This window comes from Cellulomonas persica, assembly GCF_007989825.1.
GTDB lineage: Bacteria > Actinomycetota > Actinomycetes > Actinomycetales > Cellulomonadaceae > Cellulomonas > Cellulomonas persica.
In genome coordinates, this window is sequence record NZ_BJUA01000008.1 from 63387 (window position 1) to 81223 (window position 17837).

Sequence of the window (17837 nt, forward strand, 5' to 3'; positions counted from 1 at the left end):
CCGCCACCCCCGGGCGCCGGCCGCAGCGGCAAAGGCCTTGGTCGCGCCGACGTGCGGCCCGCACACTGGCCTGCATGGGCCACCTGGACGTGATGGGGGTCGGGTACGTGCTGCCCGACGGTCGACCGCTGCTGGACGACGTGACGTTCCGCGTCGCCGACGGCGCCCGCGTCGCGCTCATCGGGCCGAACGGCGTGGGCAAGTCGACGCTGCTGCGGATCATCACGGACGACGAGCAGGCGCACGCCGGCTCGGTGGCGCGCAGCGGCGGGCTCGGCGTCATGCGCCAGGACGTCGGTCGCATCGACGACGACCGCAGCATCCGTGACCTGCTCGCCTCGCTCGCCCCGGCGGCGGTGGCCGCAGCGGCGGCCGAGCTCACCGCCGCCGAGCTCGCGATGATGCAGGTCGACGACGAGCCCGCGCAGATGCGGTACGCGCAGGCGCTCGTCGACTGGGCGGACGTCGGGGGGTACGAGGCCGAGGCAGGGTGGGACCAGGTCACCGACGCGGTGCTGTCGATCCCGTTCGAGCGCGCGCAGTACCGCGAGGTGCGCACGCTGTCCGGCGGCGAGCAGAAGCGGCTGGTCCTGGAGGCGCTGCTGCGCGGTCCCGACGAGGTGCTGCTGCTCGACGAGCCCGACAACGCGCTCGACGTCCCGACCAAGCGCTGGCTCGAGGACCAGCTCGTCGCGTCGTCGAAGACGGTGCTGCTCGTGAGCCACGACCGTGAGCTGCTCTCGACGGTCGCCACGCACGTGGCCACGCTCGAGCCGTCACCCGCGGGAGCCTCCGTGTGGGTGCACGGCGGTTCGTTCGCGACGTACCACCAGGCGCGCGAGGACCGGCGCAGCCGGGCCGACGAGCTGCTGCGCCGCTGGGAGGAGGAGCACGCCAAGCTCAAGACGCTCGTGCTCACCCTCAAGCAGCGCGCGACGTTCAACGACGGCATGGCCTCGCGCTACCAGGCCGCGCAGACGCGCCTGCGCAAGTTCGAGGAGGCCGGGCCGCCCGCGGTGCGCGTGCGCGAGCAGTCGGTGCGGATGCGCCTGCGCGGCGGGCGCACGGCCAAGCGCGCGGTCGTGGCGCGCGGGCTCGAGCTCACGGGGCTCATGAAGCCGTTCGACCTCGAGGTCTTCTACGGCGAGCGCGTCGCGGTGCTCGGCTCGAACGGCTCGGGCAAGTCGCACTTCCTGCGGCTGCTGGCTGCGGGCGGCTCCGACCCGGGCCCCGAGCACGAGCCCGCCGACGACGTCGTCGTCGAGCCCGTGGCGCACACCGGCTCGGTGGTGCTCGGCTCGCGCGTGCGGCCCGGGTGGTTCGCGCAGAACCGCACGCACCTGGACCTCGTCGGGCAGACCCTGCTGGAGGTCCTGCACCGCGGGGACGGGCACCGCACCGGTCTGGGCCGTGAGCAGGCGAGCCGCGCGCTCGACCGCTACGAGCTCGTCGGCCAGGCCGAGCAGCGCTACGAGACGCTCTCGGGCGGGCAGCAGGCGCGGTTCCAGATCCTGCTGCTCGAGCTGGGCGGCGCGACGTTGCTGCTGCTCGACGAGCCCACGGACAACCTCGACCTGCACTCGGCCGAGGCGCTCGAGGAGGGTCTCGCGGCGTTCGAGGGGACCGTGCTGGCGGTGACGCACGACCGCTGGTTCACGCGCACGTTCGACCGGTTCCTGGTCTTCGGCTCCGACGGCACCGTGCGCGAGACGCCTGAGCCCGTGTGGGACGTCGCGCGCGTCGAGCGCGTGCGCTGACGCGTCCGCTCCGTACCGGGGTCACGCGACGACGAGCGTGACCGCGAGGGCCGCCATGACCGCGGCGACGGCGAGGTCGAGCACCTGCCACGCGCGCGGCCGGGCGAACAGGGGAGCGAGCCTGGTCGCGCCGAACCCCAGCGCGGTGAACCACGCGGTGCTCGCGAGGACGGCGCCCGCGCCGAACGCCCACGCGGCGGCCTGCTGGTGCGCGAGCGACCCGAGCAGCACCACGGTGTCGAGGTACACGTGCGGGTTCAGGAACGTCAGCGCGAGGCAGGTCAGGACGACCGCGCGCCGCGACGCGCGCTCGGTGCCGGACGCGGTGCCCGCGGGGTCGAGGCGCTCGGGGCGGCGGGCGCGGCGCACCGCCGCGACCGCGAGGTAGGCGAGGAACGCCGCGCCGAACCACCTGGCCGCGGTCAGCGCGGCCGGGCGCGACGCGACGAGCGGGCCGAGCCCGGCGATCCCCGCGGTCACGAGCACCAGGTCGCCCGCGGTGCACAGCACGACGACCGCGGCGACGTGCTCGCGCCGGATGCCCTGCCGCAGCACGAACGCGTTCTGCGCGCCGATGGCGACGATGAGGCCGAGGCACGCGAGGAAGCCCGCGACGAGGGAGGGGAGCACGACGAGGACGCTAGGCGCGCTCGTCATACCGCGTCCATCTCAGGTTTCTGCAGGAGCATTAGCCTTGCTTCATGAACTTCGACCGCGAGCAGCTGCGTGCGCTGTCCGCCGTGCTCGACGAGGGCACGTTCGAGGCCGCCGCCGCACGGCTGCACGTCACGCCGTCGGCGGTGAGCCAGCGCATCCGCGGGCTCGAGCAGCAGGTCGGGCGCGTCCTCGTGGTCCGCGCACGTCCGTGCCGGCCCACCGAGCCGGGCGCGGTGCTGGCCCGGCTCGCGTCGCAGCTCGCCGTGCTCGAGCACGACGCGACCGCCCTGCTGGGCGACGGAGGCCCCGAGGCGAGCTCGCCGACGCGCCTGGCGGTCGCGGTCAACGCCGACTCGTTGTCGAGCTGGTTCCCCGCCGCGCTCGTCGGCCTGCCCGACGGCGTCGTCGTCGACCTGCGACGCGAGGACCAGGACCGCACGGCCGAGCTCCTGCGCGACGGCACCGTGACCGCGGCGGTCACCGCCGACGCGCATGCCGTGCAGGGGTGCCGCGTCCGCCCGCTCGGCGCCATGCGCTACCTCGCGGTCGCCGCACCGCGCGTGCGCGAGCGCTGGTTCGCCGACGGCGTCGACGCGGCCGCGCTCGACCGGGCACCCGCGATCGCGTTCAACCGGCAGGACGCGCTGCAGCACCGGTTCGCGCAGCGCCTCGCCGGGCGCGCGGTGCACCCTCCCGTGCACCACGTGCCGTCGAACAGCGCGTTCGTCGCGACGCTCGTCGCGGGGCTCGGCTGGGGGATGGTGCCCGAGGCCGCCGCGGCCGGCCCGCTGGCTGCCGGCACGCTCGTCGAGCTCGCCCCCGAGCCGTGGCTCGACGTGCCGCTGTACTGGCAGCACTGGGCGCTGCGGACCGCCACGCTCGACGACCTCACGGAGCGCGTGGTGCGAGCAGCGGCCGCTGCGCTGCGGTGATGTGTGCGGGGGTGATGCGCGCGGGCGGGCTCCCGCGGAGCTCCAGGTGGCCGGAGCACCGGGGTGCGGGCTGCCGATGTGACGAAGACCTGTTTTGACCCCTGCCGACGCGCGCAGGTAGTCTGTTGAGTCGTTGTGCGTCCCTGTCGTGCGCCCGTGGCTTCTCACCACGCGGACCGATGGTAGGCCCGGTGCGTTCCCACTCTCCGGTCCGCGGATGCGCCACCGACAGCATCGACCGGTTCGGCGCGCCTGCGCGCTGGCCTCCGGTCGCCACAACGGCAACACGAGACGAAGGCAACGACCGTGCGTACGTACACCCCGAAGCCGGGCGAGATCGAGCGGAACTGGTACGTCATCGACGCGACCGATGTCGTCCTGGGCCGTCTGGCCACCCACGTGGCCACGCTGCTCCGCGGCAAGCACAAGGCCACCTTCGCGCCTCACGTCGACGGCGGTGACTTCGTCATCGTCATCAACGCGGAGAAGGTCGCCCTCACGGGCAACAAGCGCGAGAACAAGCTCGCGTACCGCCACTCCGGCTACCCGGGCGGTCTGCGGGCCACCCCGTACACGGAGCTCCTGGCCAAGCACCCCGAGCGCGCGATCGAGAAGGCCGTCCGCGGCATGCTCCCCAAGAGCTCGCTCGCCCGTCAGCAGCTCGGCAAGCTCAAGGTCTACGCGGGTGCCACGCACCCGCACCAGGCGCAGCAGCCGAAGCCGTTCGAGATCACCCAGGTCGCGCAGCAGGCCTGAGGCCGGCGCGAGTAGAGACGACAGGACATCCACGTGGCAGAGACGACGGTCGACATCGACCTCGAGGACGAGACGCCCACCAGCTACACCTCTGAGACGTCGGCCCCCACGGGCCGCGGACAGAGCATCACCGCCCCCGGTCAGGCCCTCGGCCGCCGCAAGGAGGCGATCGCCCGCGTTCGCCTGGTGCCCGGCACCGGCGAGTGGAAGATCAACGGCCGCACCCTCGAGGACTACTTCCCGAACAAGGTGCACCAGCAGCTCGTGAACTCCCCGCTCAAGGTCGTGGACGTCGAGGGTCGCTTCGACGTCATCGTCCGCGTGACGGGTGGCGGCGTGTCCGGCCAGGCCGGCGCGGTGCGCCTGGGCATCGCCCGCGCGCTCAACGCGATCGACGCCGAGCACAACCGTCCGGCGCTCAAGAAGGCCGGCTTCCTCACGCGTGACGCGCGTGTGGTCGAGCGCAAGAAGGCCGGTCTCAAGAAGGCCCGCAAGGCGCCCCAGTACTCGAAGCGCTGATCCAGCGCCAGCCCGATGGCCCCGCCGGTCACCCGACCGGAGGGGCCATCGGCATGTGCGGGCCGCGACGAGCCGTCCGCACCGCGGCCTGACCGGCCGCCCCCGGACACCCGGAGACGGGGTGCCCGGGCCAGTAACGTTGCACGCGCGACGACGAAGGGGTCTGACATGGGTCAGCTGTTCGGTACCGACGGGGTGCGCGGGCTCGCGAACCGCGACGTCACGGCGGAGCTCGCGCTCGACCTCGCGGTCGCCGCCGCCCACGTCCTCGGCTCGCTCGGCGAGTTCGAGGGCCACCGGCCACGTGCGGTCGTGGGACGCGACTCGCGGGCGTCGGGCGAGTTCCTCGCCGCGGCCATCTCCGCGGGGCTCGCCTCCGCAGGCGTCGACGTGCACAACGTCGGCGTGCTGCCCACGCCCGCGGTCGCCTACCTGACCGCGACCATGGGCGTCGACATCGGCGTCGTGCTCTCCGCGTCGCACAACCCCATGCCGGACAACGGCATCAAGTTCCTCGCGCGCGGCGGGCACAAGCTCGACGACGACCTCGAGGCGGCCATCGAGGCGCGCATCGGTGAGGACTGGGACCGGCCCGTCGGCGGCGCCGTGGGTCGCATCCGCGTCGACACGGGTGGCGCGGGCGACGCGTACGTCCAGCACCTCGTCGGCAGCATCTCGACGCCGCTCAAGGGCCTGCGGATCGCGGTCGACTGCGCGAACGGCGCGGCGAGCGAGGTCGGCCCGGTCGCGCTGCGCGAGGCAGGTGCGGACGTCGTCGTCATCAACGCCTCGCCCGACGGCCGCAACATCAACGAGCAGTGCGGCTCGACCCACCCCGAGCAGTTGCAGGCGTTCGTCGTGGCCTCGGGTGCGGATCTCGGTGTCGCGTTCGACGGCGACGCGGACCGCTGCCTCGCGGTCGACAGCTTCGGCACGCTCGTCGACGGCGACCAGATCATGGGCGTGCTCGCGGTCGCGCTGCGCGACCAGGGCGGGCTCGCCGAGGACACGCTCGTCGCGACCGTGATGAGCAACCTCGGTCTGCGGCTCGGCATGGACTCGGTCGGCATCCGCACGCTCGACACCGCGGTCGGCGACCGCTATGTGCTCGAGGCCATGCGCGCCGGCGGGTACACGCTCGGCGGCGAGCAGTCGGGCCACATCATCATGTCCAAGCACGCGACCACGGGTGACGGCGTGCTCACCGCGCTGCACCTGGCCTCGCGCGTCGCGCAGACCGGCACGCCGCTGCACGAGCTCGCCTCGATCGTGCAGCGCCTGCCGCAGACGCTCATCAACGTCCCGGGCGTGGACAAGAGCCGCACCGACGACGAGGCGCTCGCGGCCGCCGTCGCCGCGGCCGAGCAGCGCCTCGGACGCACGGGCCGCGTGCTGCTGCGCCCCAGCGGCACGGAGCCGCTCGTGCGCGTCATGGTCGAGGCCGCGACGCAGGACGACGCCGACGCGGTGGCCGGCGAGCTGGCGGACGTCGTCCGGGACCGGCTGGCCCTGTGACCACGCTCGACGCCCAGCTCCGCGACGAGGTGCTGCGGCTGCTCGAGCGCACCGGTGAGCGCCCGGCGCCGATCGTGCGCGCCGGGCACCCCGTGCTGCGCGCGGTCGCGCACCCGTACGACGGCCAGCTCCAGGCCGACGAGCTCGCGGCACTGCTCGACGTCATGCACCGGACCATGCGCGCCGCGCCCGGCGTGGGTCTCGCGGCACCGCAGATCGGCCTGCCGCTCGCGCTCGCCGTCGTCGAGGACGCCGGCGTGCCCGACGAGCGCGTCGCCGAGGTGCGCGAGCGCGCGCCGCTGCCGTTCCGCGTCCTGGTGAACCCGTCCTACGAGCCCGTGGGCGATGCGCTGTCGTCGTTCTACGAGGGGTGCCTGTCGGTGCCCGGCTACCAGGCGGTCGTCGCACGGCACCGGCAGGTGCGGCTCACGGGCGCCGACGAGACCGGCGCCGCGCTCGACGAGGTGGTCACGGGCTGGTCCGCGCGGATCGTGCAGCACGAGACCGACCACCTGCGCGGGACGCTGTACCTGGACCGGGCCGAGCTGCGCTCGCTCGCGGCCGCCGACGAGGTGGGTCTGCGCTGGGCGAGCGAGCCGCGTCCCGAGGCGGCATCCGCCGCGCTCGGCTTCACGCTCCCCACCTGAGCCCTCGCCCGACCGCCCGGCAGGGTGGCTGCGGTGCGCCGGCCTGCGGGTACGGAACTGCGGGCGTCCGGCGCGCGTTGGGACTGGGCAGGGCTCGCGTCGTCGGGGTGAACCGGGGGCGTCTCAGGGTGGTCACGGGTGCCGCCGCGGTCCGCGGCCACGTACGGTGGACCACGGGGCGATGCCCGTGGTCAGCGGACAGCCTCGGACGGACGGAGCGAGATGGGCTTGGAGCAGTGGGCGCTCGATCTCGCGGGATCGCCGTGGGTCTACCTGGCGATGTACCTGTTCGCGGCCATCGACGGCTTCTTCCCGCCGATCCCCAGCGAGTCGGTGGTGATCGCGCTGGCCGCGCTGGCGGTCGGTCCCGGCGGTGAGCCGAACCTCTGGCTCCTGGTCCCGGTCGCCGCGGCGGGGGCGTTCACGGGCGACCAGCTCGCGTACACGATCGGCACGCGCGTCAAGGTGCACGAGCTGCGCCTGTTCCGCTCCGGCAAGGCGCAGGCCGCGCTCGCGTGGGCCGAACGCGCGCTCGAACGCCGGGGTGCGTCGTTCATCATCGCCGCGCGCTACATCCCCGTGGGCCGCGTCGCGGTCAACATGACCGCGGGTGCCGTCCGCTACCCGCGCCGCCGGTTCACGCTGCTGGCGGGGATCGCGGCCGTGACGTGGGCCTGCTACTCGACCGCGATCGGGGTCAGCGCGGGCGCCGCGCTCCGCGACCACTCGCCGCTGTGGGGCGTGGTCGTCGGGGTCGTCGGTGGTGTGGTCATCGGGATCGTCGTCGACTGGCTGCTGCGCCGCTGGATGGGTGGCGACGCGCCGGACGAGGCGACGACCGTGGCGAGCACCGCGCCCGGCGACGAGGACGAGGTGACCGGACGGGCGTCGTCGGCACCCGATCACGAGCCCGGCACGCGGGTCCCGCCCGCCTGAGGCCCGCTCGCCTGACGCTCCGCTACAGCTTGCGCAGGCGCACGCGCTGGACGCTGTGGTCCGAGCCCTTCGTGAGCACGAGCGTCGCGCGACTGCGCGTCGGCAGGATGTTCTGCTCGAGGTTCGGCGCGTTGATGGAGTCCCAGATGGACTCGGCACGCTCGACGGCTTCGTCGTCGGACAGCGACGCGTACCGGTGGAAGTACGAGGCCGGGTCCGCGAACGCGGTCCGCCGCAGGCTCAGGAACCGGTCGACGTACCACTGCCGCACGTCGCGCGGCTTGGCGTCGACGTAGATCGAGAAGTCGAAGAAGTCGCTCACCGCGAGGCTCGACGTGCCCTCCGCGGACGGGCGCGCGGGCTGCAGCACGTTGAGCCCCTCGACGATCAGCACGTCGGGCCGCCGCACCACGGTCTGCTCGCCGGGCACGATGTCGTACGTGAGGTGGGAGTAGACGGGCGCGCTGACCTCGGGCCGGCCCGCCTTGACCTTGGACACGAAGCGCAGCAGCGCGCGCCGGTCGTACGACTCCGGGAAGCCCTTGCGCTGCATGAGGCCGCGGCGCTCGAGCTCCGCGTTCGGGTAGAGGAAGCCGTCGGTGGTCACGAGCTGCACGCGCGGCGTCGCGGGCCAGCGTGCGAGCAGCTCGCGCAGGAGGCGTGCCGTGGTGGACTTGCCGACCGCGACCGACCCCGCGACGCCGATGACGAACGGCGTCGGGGTGATGTCCTCGCGCAGGAAGGTCGAGGACGCGGCGTGCAGGCCGCGCGTCGCCTCGATGTACAGGTCGAGCAGGCGCGAGATGGGGCGGTAGATCGCGTCGACCTCCGCGAGGTCGATCGGGTCGCCGATGCCGGCGAGGCGGTCGACGTCCGCGTCGGTCAGCGGCAGGGGGGTGGACGCCGACAGGCGGCGCCACGCCTCGCGGTCGAGGTCGACGTAGGGCGTGGCGGGCGCCAGGGACGGCGTCGACGACGACGGGAGCACAGGTCGATTGTGCCGGACGAGGGCGCCGCGCACGTGACGCGGGCGACGCCCGAGTCGTCTCTTTCGCGGCCGGTGTCCCGACGCCGGCGGATAGACTCGCCGCCATGTGTGGAATCGTCGGCTACGTGGGTAGCCAGGTCGCCAGCGCCCGCCCGCTCGACGTGGTCCTGGAGGGACTGCGTCGACTCGAGTACCGCGGGTACGACTCGGCAGGCGTGGCGCTCGTCGGCCCGTCGCACGACCTCGCGACCGCCAAGAAGGCCGGCAAGCTCGCCAACCTCGTCGAGGAGATCGACGCGCACCCGCTGCCGGACGCGACCGCCGCGATCGGCCACACCCGCTGGGCGACGCACGGCGGACCCACCGACCTCAACGCGCACCCGCACGTCGCGGGCAAGCTCGCGGTGATCCACAACGGCATCGTCGAGAACTTCGCGATCCTCAAGGCCGAGCTCCTCGCCGAGGGCGTCGAGTTCCTCTCGGAGACGGACACCGAGGTCGCGGCCCAGCTCATCGCGCGCGCCTACGGGCAGACGGGCGACCTCACGGCGGCGATGGCGCACGTCGCGCGCACGCTCGAGGGCACGTTCACGCTGCTGGCCGTGCACGCCGACGACCCGGACACGGTGGTCGGTGCACGGCACGACTCGCCGCTCGTCGTCGGCCTGGGTGAGGGTGAGAACTTCCTGGGCTCGGACGTCGCGGCGTTCATCGCGCACACGCGCGAGGCCCTCGAGCTCGGCCAGGACCAGGTCGTGACGATCACGCCGGAGTCGGTCGAGGTCACGGACTTCGACGGCAAGCCCGCGCAGGCCCGCCGCTACACGGTCGACTGGGACGCCGCCGCCGCCGAGAAGGGCGGCTACCCGTCCTTCATGGACAAGGAGATCCACGACCAGCCGCACGCCGTCGCGGACACGCTGCTGGGCCGCACCGACGTCAGCGGTCGCCTCGTCCTCGACGAGGTCCGGATCGACGAGTCGCTGCTGCGTGCGGTCGACAAGATCGTCGTGATCGCGTGCGGCACGGCCGCGTACGCGGGCCACGTCGCCAAGTACGCGATCGAGCACTGGTGCCGCATCCCGGTCGAGGTCGAGCTCGCGCACGAGTTCCGCTACCGCGACCCGGTGGTCGACGAGCGCACGCTCGTCGTCGCGGTCTCGCAGTCCGGCGAGACCATGGACACCCTCATGGCCGTGCGCCACGCGCGCGAGCAGGGCGCCAAGGTCCTCGCGATCGTCAACACGCACGGCTCGACGATCCCGCGCGAGTCCGACGCGGTGCTCTACACGCACGCCGGCCCGGAGATCGCGGTCGCCTCGACCAAGGCGTTCCTCGCGCAGATCACGGCCGCGTACCTGCTGGGCCTCTACCTCGCGCAGCTGCGCGGAAACATGTACGCCGACGAGGTGAAGTCGATCCTCGACGAGCTGCGCGCGATCCCCGACAAGATCCAGCAGGTCCTCGACCGTGCCGGCCGCGTCCGCGAGATCGCGCGGTGGATGGCCGACACGCAGTCGGTGCTGTTCCTCGGACGGCACGTGGGCTTCCCGGTCGCGATGGAGGGTGCGCTCAAGCTCAAGGAGCTCGCGTACATCCACGCCGAGGGCTTCGCGGCGGGCGAGCTCAAGCACGGCCCGATCGCGCTCATCGAGCCCGGTCAGCCCGTGTTCGTCGTCGTGCCGTCCCCGCGCGGCCGTCACTCGTTGCACTCGAAGGTCGTCTCGAACATCCAGGAGATCCGCGCCCGCGGCGCGCGCACCCTGGTGATCGCGGAGGACGGCGACGAGGCGGTGCGTCCGTTCGCCGACGAGGTGTTCTACGTCCCGCAGGCGCCCACGCTGCTCGCGCCGCTGCTCGCGGTGGTGCCGCTGCAGGTCTTCGCGTGCGAGCTCGCGACCGCCAAGGGCCTCGACGTCGACCAGCCGCGCAACCTGGCGAAGTCCGTCACGGTCGAGTGACCGGTGGAGCTCGCCGACGCGCAGCGTGAGGTCGAGACCATCAGCCGCGTCTACGCGCGGCTGCACGGGATCGAGCGCACGGACGACTGGGCGGTGCTCAAGCTGGGCGAGGAGGTCGGCGAGCTGACGCGCGCCTACCTCGCGGCGACGGGTCGCTCACGCCACCAGGGCGACCCCGCCGAGCTCGCCGACGCCCTGCGCGACGAGGTCGCGGACGCGCTCGGCATGCTCATGATCGTCGCGCACCGCCTCGGCGTGGACCTCGACGAGGCCGTCGAGCGCAAGTGGCTGCGCTGGAAGCACCTGGTCGAGGAGCAGGACCTGGAGCCGCAGCCGTGATCGTCGGGGTCGGCATCGACGTCGTCGACGTCGCGCGGTTCGTCGCGACGCTGCACCGGGTCCCGGCGCTGCGCGAGCGGCTGTTCACGCCCGACGAGCGCCGCATGCCCGAGACGTCGCTCGCGGCGCGGTTCGCCGCGAAGGAGGCCATCGCCAAGGCGCTGGGCGCCCCGCCGGGAATGTCCTGGCAGGACGCGACCGTGCGCCGCGTCGTCGGTGCGCAGCCCGTCGTCGAGGTGACCGGCACGGTGCTCGCGCGGGCCGCCGAGCTCGGCGTCACGCGCTGGCACCTGTCGATCTCGCACGACGCGGGCATCGCCTCCGCGATGGTCGTCGCCGAGCGCGACTGACGCGAGGACTGCTCGGGGTCGATGGTCCCGAGGCGTTGTGCGCGGCTGGTTGCGCGTATAGCGTGCTGGTTGTGCGTACAGCATCGATGCCGGTCGACCGGCCGTCGAGCGAGCTCACCGCGTGGGCGAGGATTCGCGACGCGGCGATCGAGTGCTTCGCCGAGCAGGGGTTTGACGCGTCGTTCAAGGCCATCGCCGAGCGCGCGGGCGTCTCGCCGGCGCTGATCACCCACCACTTCCGGTCCAAGGCCGCGCTGCGCGAGCAGTGCGACGCCGAGGTGCTGCGCCGGTACGAAGCGCTGAAGACGAGCAGCCTCGGCGACCCCAGCGGGTTCCTCTTCGCGAACCTGACCGACCCGGGACCGGCGGCCGCGCTCGTCGTGTACATGCTGCGTGCCGTCCATGCCGGCGGCCCCGCGGCGCAGCGCTTCCTCGAGCACCTCGTCGAGAAGGCGCGGGAGGTGATGAGAGCGGCCGTGGAGTCGGGGCTGGTGCGCCCCTCGCGGGACGAGGAAGCCCGTGTGCGGTACCTCGTCCACCAGACGATGGGGGGGTTGCTGCTGCAGTTCCTCACGCTTCCCGAGTCCACCCCCAGCGCGTTCGTCCTGACGATGAGCAAGGGCAGCCGCGACCACGTCCTGCCGACCTTGGAGCTGTTCACGGAGGGTCTGCTGACCTCCCGGCGGATGCTCGACGACTACCTGCTGTACGTGGGCGACCCGCCCGGCGACGAGCAGGACCAGTCCGAGCCGCCGAGCGCGTGACGGCCACCGCCGTCCGCGTCACCACCCCGTCACCACGTCCAAGGACCACCCATGCCCACCACCAGCTCCATGGCCCTGCAGATCGAGGGCCTCCACAAGAGCTTCGGCCCCGTCCACGCGCTGCGCGGGCTGGACCTCGTCGTCCCGACCGGTCAGGTCACCGGCTTCCTCGGTCCGAACGGGGCCGGCAAGACGACCGCCATCCGCGTCCTGCTCGGCCTCCTGAAAGCCGACGCAGGCACCGTCACCGTCCTCGACGGCGACCCGTGGACGGACGCCGTCCGCCTGCACCGCCGCATCGCCTACGTCCCCGGGGACGTCACCCTGTGGCCGAACCTCACGGGCGGCGAGGCGATCGACATCCTCTGCCGCATCTCCGGACCGCTCGACCCCCGGCGCAAGCAGGCGATGCTCGAGCGCTTCGAGCTGGATCCCACCAAGAAGGCCCGCACGTACTCCAAGGGCAACCGGCAGAAGGTCGCGCTCGTCGCCGCCCTGGCGTCCGACGCCGAGCTGCTGCTGCTGGACGAACCCACGAGCGGTCTCGACCCGCTCATGGAGGCAGCGTTCACCGAGTCGATCCGCGAGGTGAAGGCGCAGGGTCGGTCCGTCCTGCTGTCCAGCCACATCTTCGCGGAGGTCGAGAAGCTCGCCGACCGGGTCACGATCATCCGCGAGGGCGCCACGGTCGAGTCCGGGACGATCGCAGAGCTGCGTCACCTCACGCGTACCCAGGTCACGGCGGTGCTCGACCGCGGCGTCGACGGGCTCGCAGGGCTGCCGGGGGTCCACGACCTGACGGTCGTCGACCGGCACGTCACCTTCGCGGTCGACGAGTCCGCGCTCCCGGCCGCGCTGGCCCGCGTCGCCGAGCTCGGCCCGCGTTCGCTCGTCGCCAACCCCCCGTCGCTGGAGGAGCTGTTCCTGCGCCACTACGGCGACGAGCTCGCGGCCCTCGCCGGCGACGGCGGTGCACGATGAGCGCTCCGACGACGCTCGGGCAGCGCCGCGCCGTGGCGTCGGCTCCTCGTCGCGCGTCCGACGCCCTCGCCGGCCTCGGGCCGATGGTGCGTCTCGTCCTGCGACGCAACCGGGTCCGGCTGGCGGTCTGGCTCGTCGCGCTCGTCGCGATGCTCGCCTACATCGCCTCCTACTACCAGGAGCTCTTCCCCACGCAGGAGGCGCTCGACGACTTCGCCGCCGTCTCCAACACCCCGGGCATCAAGGCGCTGACGGGCCTGTCCCCGGCCGCAGACACCCTGGGCGGCGCGGTCTGGACGAAGGGGTGGATGACCATCGCGCTGGCCCTGGCGATCGGCGTGGTCTTCCTCACGACGCGCAACGGTCGCGCCGACGAGGAAGCGGGCCGCACCGAGCTGCTGCGCTCGCGCATGCTGGGCCTGCACGCGCACACGGTGTCGTCGTGGCTCGTCCTCGCGGCGCTCTGCCTCCTCGTCGGGGCGGGAGTCGCGCTGGTGTCCGCCGTCGAGGGGCTCGACCCCGACGGGACCGGGATCGCCGGATCGCTCGTGCTCGGCGCGTCCGTCACGGGCGTCGGGCTGTTCGGGCTCGGCGTGGCGGCGGCGGCCGGGCAGGTCGCGTCCACCGCCCGGGGTGCGAACGCGCTCGGCTCGGTCGTCATCGTGGGCTGCTACGTCCTGCGCATGATCGGCGACCTCGGCAGCGGCGCGCTGACCTGGGCCTCGCCGATCGGCTGGGGTCAGAGGATGGAACCGTTCGCCGGCAACCGGTGGTGGCCGTTCGTGCTGCTCGTCGCCCTGACGGCCGCCTTGCTGGCAGGCGCCCTCGTCGTCGAGAGCAGGCGGGACCACGGTGCAGGGCTGGTCGCGGCCCGCCCCGGCCGCGGCTGGGCGCCGCGCCGGCTCGCCTCCCCTCTGGGGCTGGGCCTGCGTCTGCAGCGCGGCCCGATCATCGGATGGACCGGTGCCGTCGTCCTCGCGGCGTTGCTGTTCGGCTCCGTCGTCGAGGCGATGACCGACCTCGTGGACGACGTGGGCGGGGAGGCGGGGAGCTTCCTGCGTGGCGCCGGTGTCCCGGCTCTGCTCGCGATGCTCGCGAGCATGATCGCCCTGGTCACGGCGATCTTCGCGATCCAGTCGGCGGTCTCGCTCCGGACGGACGAGGCGAGCGGCATCATCGAGCCGCAGCTCGCCGGCGGCATCTCGCGCATCCGGTGGGCCGTCCAGCGGCTCCTCATCCCCGTCGTCGGGTCTGCCGTCCTGCTCGTCCTCGGCGGTGCCCTCCTGGGCGCGGTCTACGGCTCGACCGTGGACGACCCGTCGCAGGCGGGCGCGATGGCGGGCGCCACGCTCGCGTACTGGCCGGCGGTGATGGTGCTGGTCGGCCTGGCGGTCGCGCTGTTCGGCTGGGCGCCTCGGATCGCGGTGCCCGTCACGTGGGGCGTCATGGTCGCGATGTGGTTCACCACGATGCTGGGCGAGGTCTTCGGGCTGCCCGAGTGGCTGCTGGACGCCCTGCCGCTCGCCGCCGTGCCCTACCTTCCCGTGGAGGAGCTGTCCTGGACGCCGTTGGTGCTCCTGACCCTCGTCGGCGGCGCGCTCACCTGGGCCGGTCTCGATCGGTTCTCCCGGCGGGACATCCAGCCGGCGTGACGGTGCGGCGCGCGCCGCCGCCCGGCGCGCTGCGGCGCGCATCATCGACGACGACCCTGAGGTTCTCGTCAGAGACGGGACCGTCGGGGCCGCGCGCCGGGAACCACGAAGGCCCCGTCCCGGGTGGGGACGGGGCCTTCGGCGTGGGTCACCTCGCGACGGCGACCGTCGGGTTCGAACGGGCCGTGCCGGTGGTGTAGCCGGCCCTCGAGGCCGTGACCTTGACGCGGATCTTCTTGCCCGCGTCGGCCTTCGTCAGGACGTAGGTCGACTTCGTCGCGCCCGTGATGTCCTTGCCGTCCCGCTGCCAGCGGTAGGTGTAGGTCAGGCCGGTCAGCGACCAGGAGCCGCGGGTCGCGGTGAGCTTCTTGCCGACCTTCACGGTGCCGCTGATCTTCGGCAGCGTGGTCGCCTTCGGGGCGTCGCCGATCACGACCTTCGCGGTCTGCGCCGAGGACCTCACCGCGTGGCCGTAGCCCGGGGTGGTGGGCTTGAGCGTGGTGCGGACGGAGATCCTCTTGCCCTGGTCCGCGCTGCGCAGCGTGTAGGTCGACGCCGTCGCGCCCGAGATGGCCGCGCCGTTGCGCAGCCACTGGTAGGAGACCTTGCCGGCCATCGAGAACGTGCCCGCCTTGGCGGTGAGCGTCTTGCCGACCTTGGCGGTGCCGGAGATGGTCGGAGCCGTCTTCGCGGTCGCGCCCATGACGAGGACGTCGACCGTGACCGCGCCGCCTCGGAACGTCGCCGCGTTCGACAGGGAGCGGACCATCCCGCGGTCGACACCGCCGTAGAAGTAGGCGTCGTCCAGGCTGGGCTCCACGCCGTCCACGGACACCGGGATCGCGAACGTGTAGTCCACGCCCGAGACGAGCCCGCTCGTCGGCATGCTCATGCGCACCGCCTCCTGCGTCGAGGAGGCGGTCGCGGCGGCGGCGGCGAAGGCCCCGCTCGCGGCGGTCGCGCGCGCCTTCCGGTCGGCGAGGGACGGCAGGGCGCCGAGCGGTGCGACCGAGCCGGCGGACGTGAGGACGGCACGGTTGCCCGCGCTCGCGACGGCGCGACCGGTGCCCGCCTCGAGGACGATGAACTCCGCGGGGTTCCAGGACGGGTAGGTGTCCGGGGGGAGCACGACGCTGATGTCGGTCACGGGGGCGGCGGTGCGCGCCTTGATCGTCAGTCGGGAGGAGCCGGCCTTGACCATCGCGGCGTCGGTCGCCGTGGGCACGACCTTGCCCGACGCGTAGTAGCCCCAGCTGACCGTGCCGCTCGCGTCGTGGACGGCCACCTGGTAGGACGCGCCGGACGTCAGCCCGGTGAGCTCGAACGTCCCGTCCTCCTCGGGCTGGTCGACGCTCGTGGCGTCGTAGTACGTCTCACCCGGTGCCCAGGCGATCACCGAGATCGGGCCGTACTCGGCCCCGGAGGGGAGCTGGACGGTGCCGCTGATCGTCGTGCTGTCGGCGGCTGCGGCGGGTGCGGCGCTGATGACGCTGGCGGCGAGCACGGCGGCGAGCGTCGTGAGCGCCGCGGCCGCGCGGGGTCGGGTGAGGTGCATCGGGATCCTTCGTGTGTGCTGGAGGGGAAGGGGATCTGGTGGGGGATCGGGGAGTGCGCACGAGGGCCCCGTCCGCCGGCGTGCGTGGACGGGGCCCTCGCGGGGGTCACCTGGCGACGGTGGCGGTGCTCGCCGAGCGGGCGGTGCCGCTGGTGTACCCGGTCTTCTTCGCCGTGACGCGCACGGAGATCTTCTTGCCGGCGTCGGACTTCGTCAGGACGTACGTCGACTTCGTGGCGCCCGTGATCTCCTTGCCGTCGCGCAGCCAGCGGTAGGAGTAGCTCAGGCCGGTCAGCGACCAGGTGCCGCGGCTCGCGGTGAGCTTCTTGCCGACCTTCGCGGTGCCGGTGATCTTCGGCAGGGCGGTCGCCTTGGGAGCGGCACCCGCCTTGACCTTGGCGGTCTGCGCGGAGGACTTCACGGCCTGCCCGTAGCCCGCGGCCGTGGGCGACAGCGTCGTGCGCACGGAGACCTTGGCCCCGTGGTCCGCGCCGCGCAGCGTGTAGGTCGACGACGTCGCGCCGGAGATCGCCTTGCCGTTGCGCAGCCACTGGTAGGAGACCTTGCCGGCCATCGAGAACGTGCCCGCCTTGGCGGTGAGCTTCTTGCCGACCTGCGCGGTGCCCGAGATCGTCGGCGCCGTCTTCGCGGTGGCACCCAGCAGGTAGACGTCCACCGCGTTGCCGGCGACGAAGGACCCGGCGTCGGCCAGCGACGACGTCACGGCGCGCTTCGCCCCGCCGTAGTAGTAGGAGCGCGACAGGCTCGCGTCGCTCCCGTCCTGCACGAGCGCGAGCGCGTAGCCGACGCCCGGGAACAGGCCGCTCGTGGGGAGCCGGAGCACGTCGGTGCCGCCCGCGGCGGGCACGGCGGTGCGCGGCGCGTCGAGGCCGGCCGGCGCGCTCAGCGGCTGACCCGGCTGCGCGGACAGGCCCGAGCCGGGGGTGAAGCCGGACAGGCGGCCGGTCCCGGGCTCGATGACGTAGATGCCGAGGGTGTCCTCCCACCAGGAGGGCGCGACCCCCGCGGGCGCGACGACGCGCACGTTGGTCACCGGCGCCGAGGCCACCGGGGAGATGCGGATGTTGGTCGCACCCGGCGCGACGGTCTTCGCCCCCGACGACAGCCCGGTGACTTTGCCGGTCCCGGCGTAGTACGAGGTCGCCAGGACTCCGCTCGTGTCGAGCACGGAGAGCTGGTACGGGCCACCTGGTGCGAGGTCCCAGACCCGGAAGGTGCCGTCGCTCGCGACGTCGCCCGCGCCGGCGATGTCGAAGCCCCTCGCTCCCGGCACCCAGGCGAGCACGACGACGTCGTCGAGGTCGACCTCGACGCCGGACGGCGCGGTCACCTTCCCGGTGATCGTGTCGGCGTCGGCCGCCTCGGCGGGTGCCGCGCCGAGCAGGCTCGCGGCCACCAGGGCGGCGAGCGTCGTGGCAGCGGCGAGCAGTCGCTTGGGAGCTCGTGCAGAGAGCGAGGTCATGCGGGTCCTTTGGTCGGTGGTCAGGTGCGGGCGTGGGCCGCAAGC

Annotated in this window: 17 protein-coding genes; 13 read left to right on the forward strand and 4 right to left on the reverse strand. The window is 73.2% G+C overall.

The features are described from left to right. Window positions 1-74: 74 nt before the first annotated feature. Complete coding sequence (locus CPE01_RS09470) at window positions 75-1757, forward strand: ABC-F family ATP-binding cassette domain-containing protein (protein ID WP_146806408.1); 1683 nt, start codon at window positions 75-77, stop codon at window positions 1755-1757. 21 nt (window positions 1758-1778) lie between these two features. On the opposite strand, the gene CPE01_RS09475 is transcribed toward CPE01_RS09470, so the two are convergent. Then, the gene (locus CPE01_RS09475; protein WP_222592895.1) at window positions 1779-2414 is read right to left on the reverse strand and encodes a LysE/ArgO family amino acid transporter; all 636 of its coding nucleotides are present in this window, start codon (window positions 2412-2414) and stop codon (window positions 1779-1781) included. Window positions 2415-2458: 44 nt separating this feature from the next. Here CPE01_RS09475 and CPE01_RS09480 point away from each other — a divergent pair, with 44 nt between their 5' ends. The 6 genes from CPE01_RS09480 to CPE01_RS09505 all read left to right on the forward strand — a co-directional run bounded on the left by CPE01_RS09480 (window position 2459) and on the right by CPE01_RS09505 (window position 7719). After that, window positions 2459-3346 carry a LysR family transcriptional regulator ArgP gene (locus CPE01_RS09480; RefSeq protein ID WP_146806409.1) on the forward strand — a complete coding sequence of 296 codons (888 nt, stop codon included), beginning with the start codon at window positions 2459-2461 and terminating at the stop codon, window positions 3344-3346. A 306-nt stretch (window positions 3347-3652) separates the two neighbouring features. Then, a complete protein-coding gene (gene rplM / locus CPE01_RS09485) occupies window positions 3653-4102 on the forward strand; it encodes a 50S ribosomal protein L13 (RefSeq protein ID WP_146806410.1) in 450 nt (149 codons plus the stop codon). A gap of 33 nt (window positions 4103-4135) precedes the next feature. Continuing rightward, window positions 4136-4621 carry a 30S ribosomal protein S9 gene (gene rpsI / locus CPE01_RS09490; protein WP_146806411.1) on the forward strand — a complete coding sequence of 162 codons (486 nt, stop codon included), beginning with the start codon at window positions 4136-4138 and terminating at the stop codon, window positions 4619-4621. A gap of 168 nt (window positions 4622-4789) precedes the next feature. Then, on the forward strand, window positions 4790-6136 hold the full coding sequence (gene glmM / locus CPE01_RS09495) for a phosphoglucosamine mutase (RefSeq protein ID WP_146806412.1): 1347 nt from the start codon (window positions 4790-4792) through the stop codon (window positions 6134-6136). Next, window positions 6133-6783: a peptide deformylase gene (locus CPE01_RS09500; protein WP_146806413.1), complete on the forward strand. Its 651-nt coding sequence runs from the start codon at window positions 6133-6135 to the stop codon at window positions 6781-6783. Before glmM ends, CPE01_RS09500 begins: the two co-directional genes overlap by 4 nt. 222 nt (window positions 6784-7005) lie before the next feature. Beyond that, window positions 7006-7719, forward strand: a complete 714-nt coding sequence (locus CPE01_RS09505; protein ID WP_146806414.1) for a DedA family protein — start codon at window positions 7006-7008, stop codon at window positions 7717-7719. A 22-nt stretch (window positions 7720-7741) separates the two neighbouring features. Here the strand turns inward: CPE01_RS09505 and coaA are convergent, their stop codons facing one another. After that, entirely contained in the window at window positions 7742-8707 is a 966-nt protein-coding gene (gene coaA, locus CPE01_RS09510) for a type I pantothenate kinase (RefSeq protein ID WP_146806415.1), read from the reverse strand. A gap of 104 nt (window positions 8708-8811) precedes the next feature. On the opposite strand from coaA, the gene glmS reads away from it, so the two are divergent. The 6 genes from glmS (at window position 8812) to CPE01_RS09540 (ending at window position 14754) form a co-directional block, all read left to right on the forward strand. Next, window positions 8812-10668 carry a glutamine--fructose-6-phosphate transaminase (isomerizing) gene (gene glmS / locus CPE01_RS09515; protein WP_146806416.1) on the forward strand — a complete coding sequence of 619 codons (1857 nt, stop codon included), beginning with the start codon at window positions 8812-8814 and terminating at the stop codon, window positions 10666-10668. A 3-nt stretch (window positions 10669-10671) separates the two neighbouring features. Beyond that, on the forward strand, window positions 10672-11007 hold the full coding sequence (locus tag CPE01_RS09520) for a nucleoside triphosphate pyrophosphohydrolase family protein (protein WP_146806417.1): 336 nt from the start codon (window positions 10672-10674) through the stop codon (window positions 11005-11007). Then, complete coding sequence (locus CPE01_RS09525) at window positions 11004-11357, forward strand: holo-ACP synthase (RefSeq protein ID WP_146806418.1); 354 nt, start codon at window positions 11004-11006, stop codon at window positions 11355-11357. The genes CPE01_RS09520 and CPE01_RS09525 overlap by 4 nt, the downstream gene beginning before the upstream one ends. 71 nt (window positions 11358-11428) lie before the next feature. After that, window positions 11429-12121 carry a TetR/AcrR family transcriptional regulator gene (locus tag CPE01_RS09530; RefSeq protein ID WP_222592896.1) on the forward strand — a complete coding sequence of 231 codons (693 nt, stop codon included), beginning with the start codon at window positions 11429-11431 and terminating at the stop codon, window positions 12119-12121. A 51-nt stretch (window positions 12122-12172) separates the two neighbouring features. After that, a complete protein-coding gene (locus tag CPE01_RS09535; protein ID WP_146806419.1) occupies window positions 12173-13102 on the forward strand; it encodes an ABC transporter ATP-binding protein in 930 nt (309 codons plus the stop codon). Continuing rightward, window positions 13099-14754, forward strand: a complete 1656-nt coding sequence (locus CPE01_RS09540) for an ABC transporter permease (protein WP_146806420.1) — start codon at window positions 13099-13101, stop codon at window positions 14752-14754. The genes CPE01_RS09535 and CPE01_RS09540 overlap by 4 nt, the downstream gene beginning before the upstream one ends. Window positions 14755-14902: 148 nt before the next feature. Here CPE01_RS09540 and CPE01_RS09545 read toward each other — a convergent pair whose 3' ends face one another. Both CPE01_RS09545 and CPE01_RS09550 read right to left on the reverse strand, forming a co-directional pair. Continuing rightward, window positions 14903-16309 carry a hypothetical protein gene (locus CPE01_RS09545; RefSeq protein ID WP_146806421.1) on the reverse strand — a complete coding sequence of 469 codons (1407 nt, stop codon included), beginning with the start codon at window positions 16307-16309 and terminating at the stop codon, window positions 14903-14905. Window positions 16310-16415: 106 nt separating this feature from the next. Beyond that, window positions 16416-17792, reverse strand: a complete 1377-nt coding sequence (locus CPE01_RS09550; RefSeq protein WP_186811486.1) for a hypothetical protein — start codon at window positions 17790-17792, stop codon at window positions 16416-16418. Between the last annotated feature and the right edge of the window lie 45 nt (window positions 17793-17837).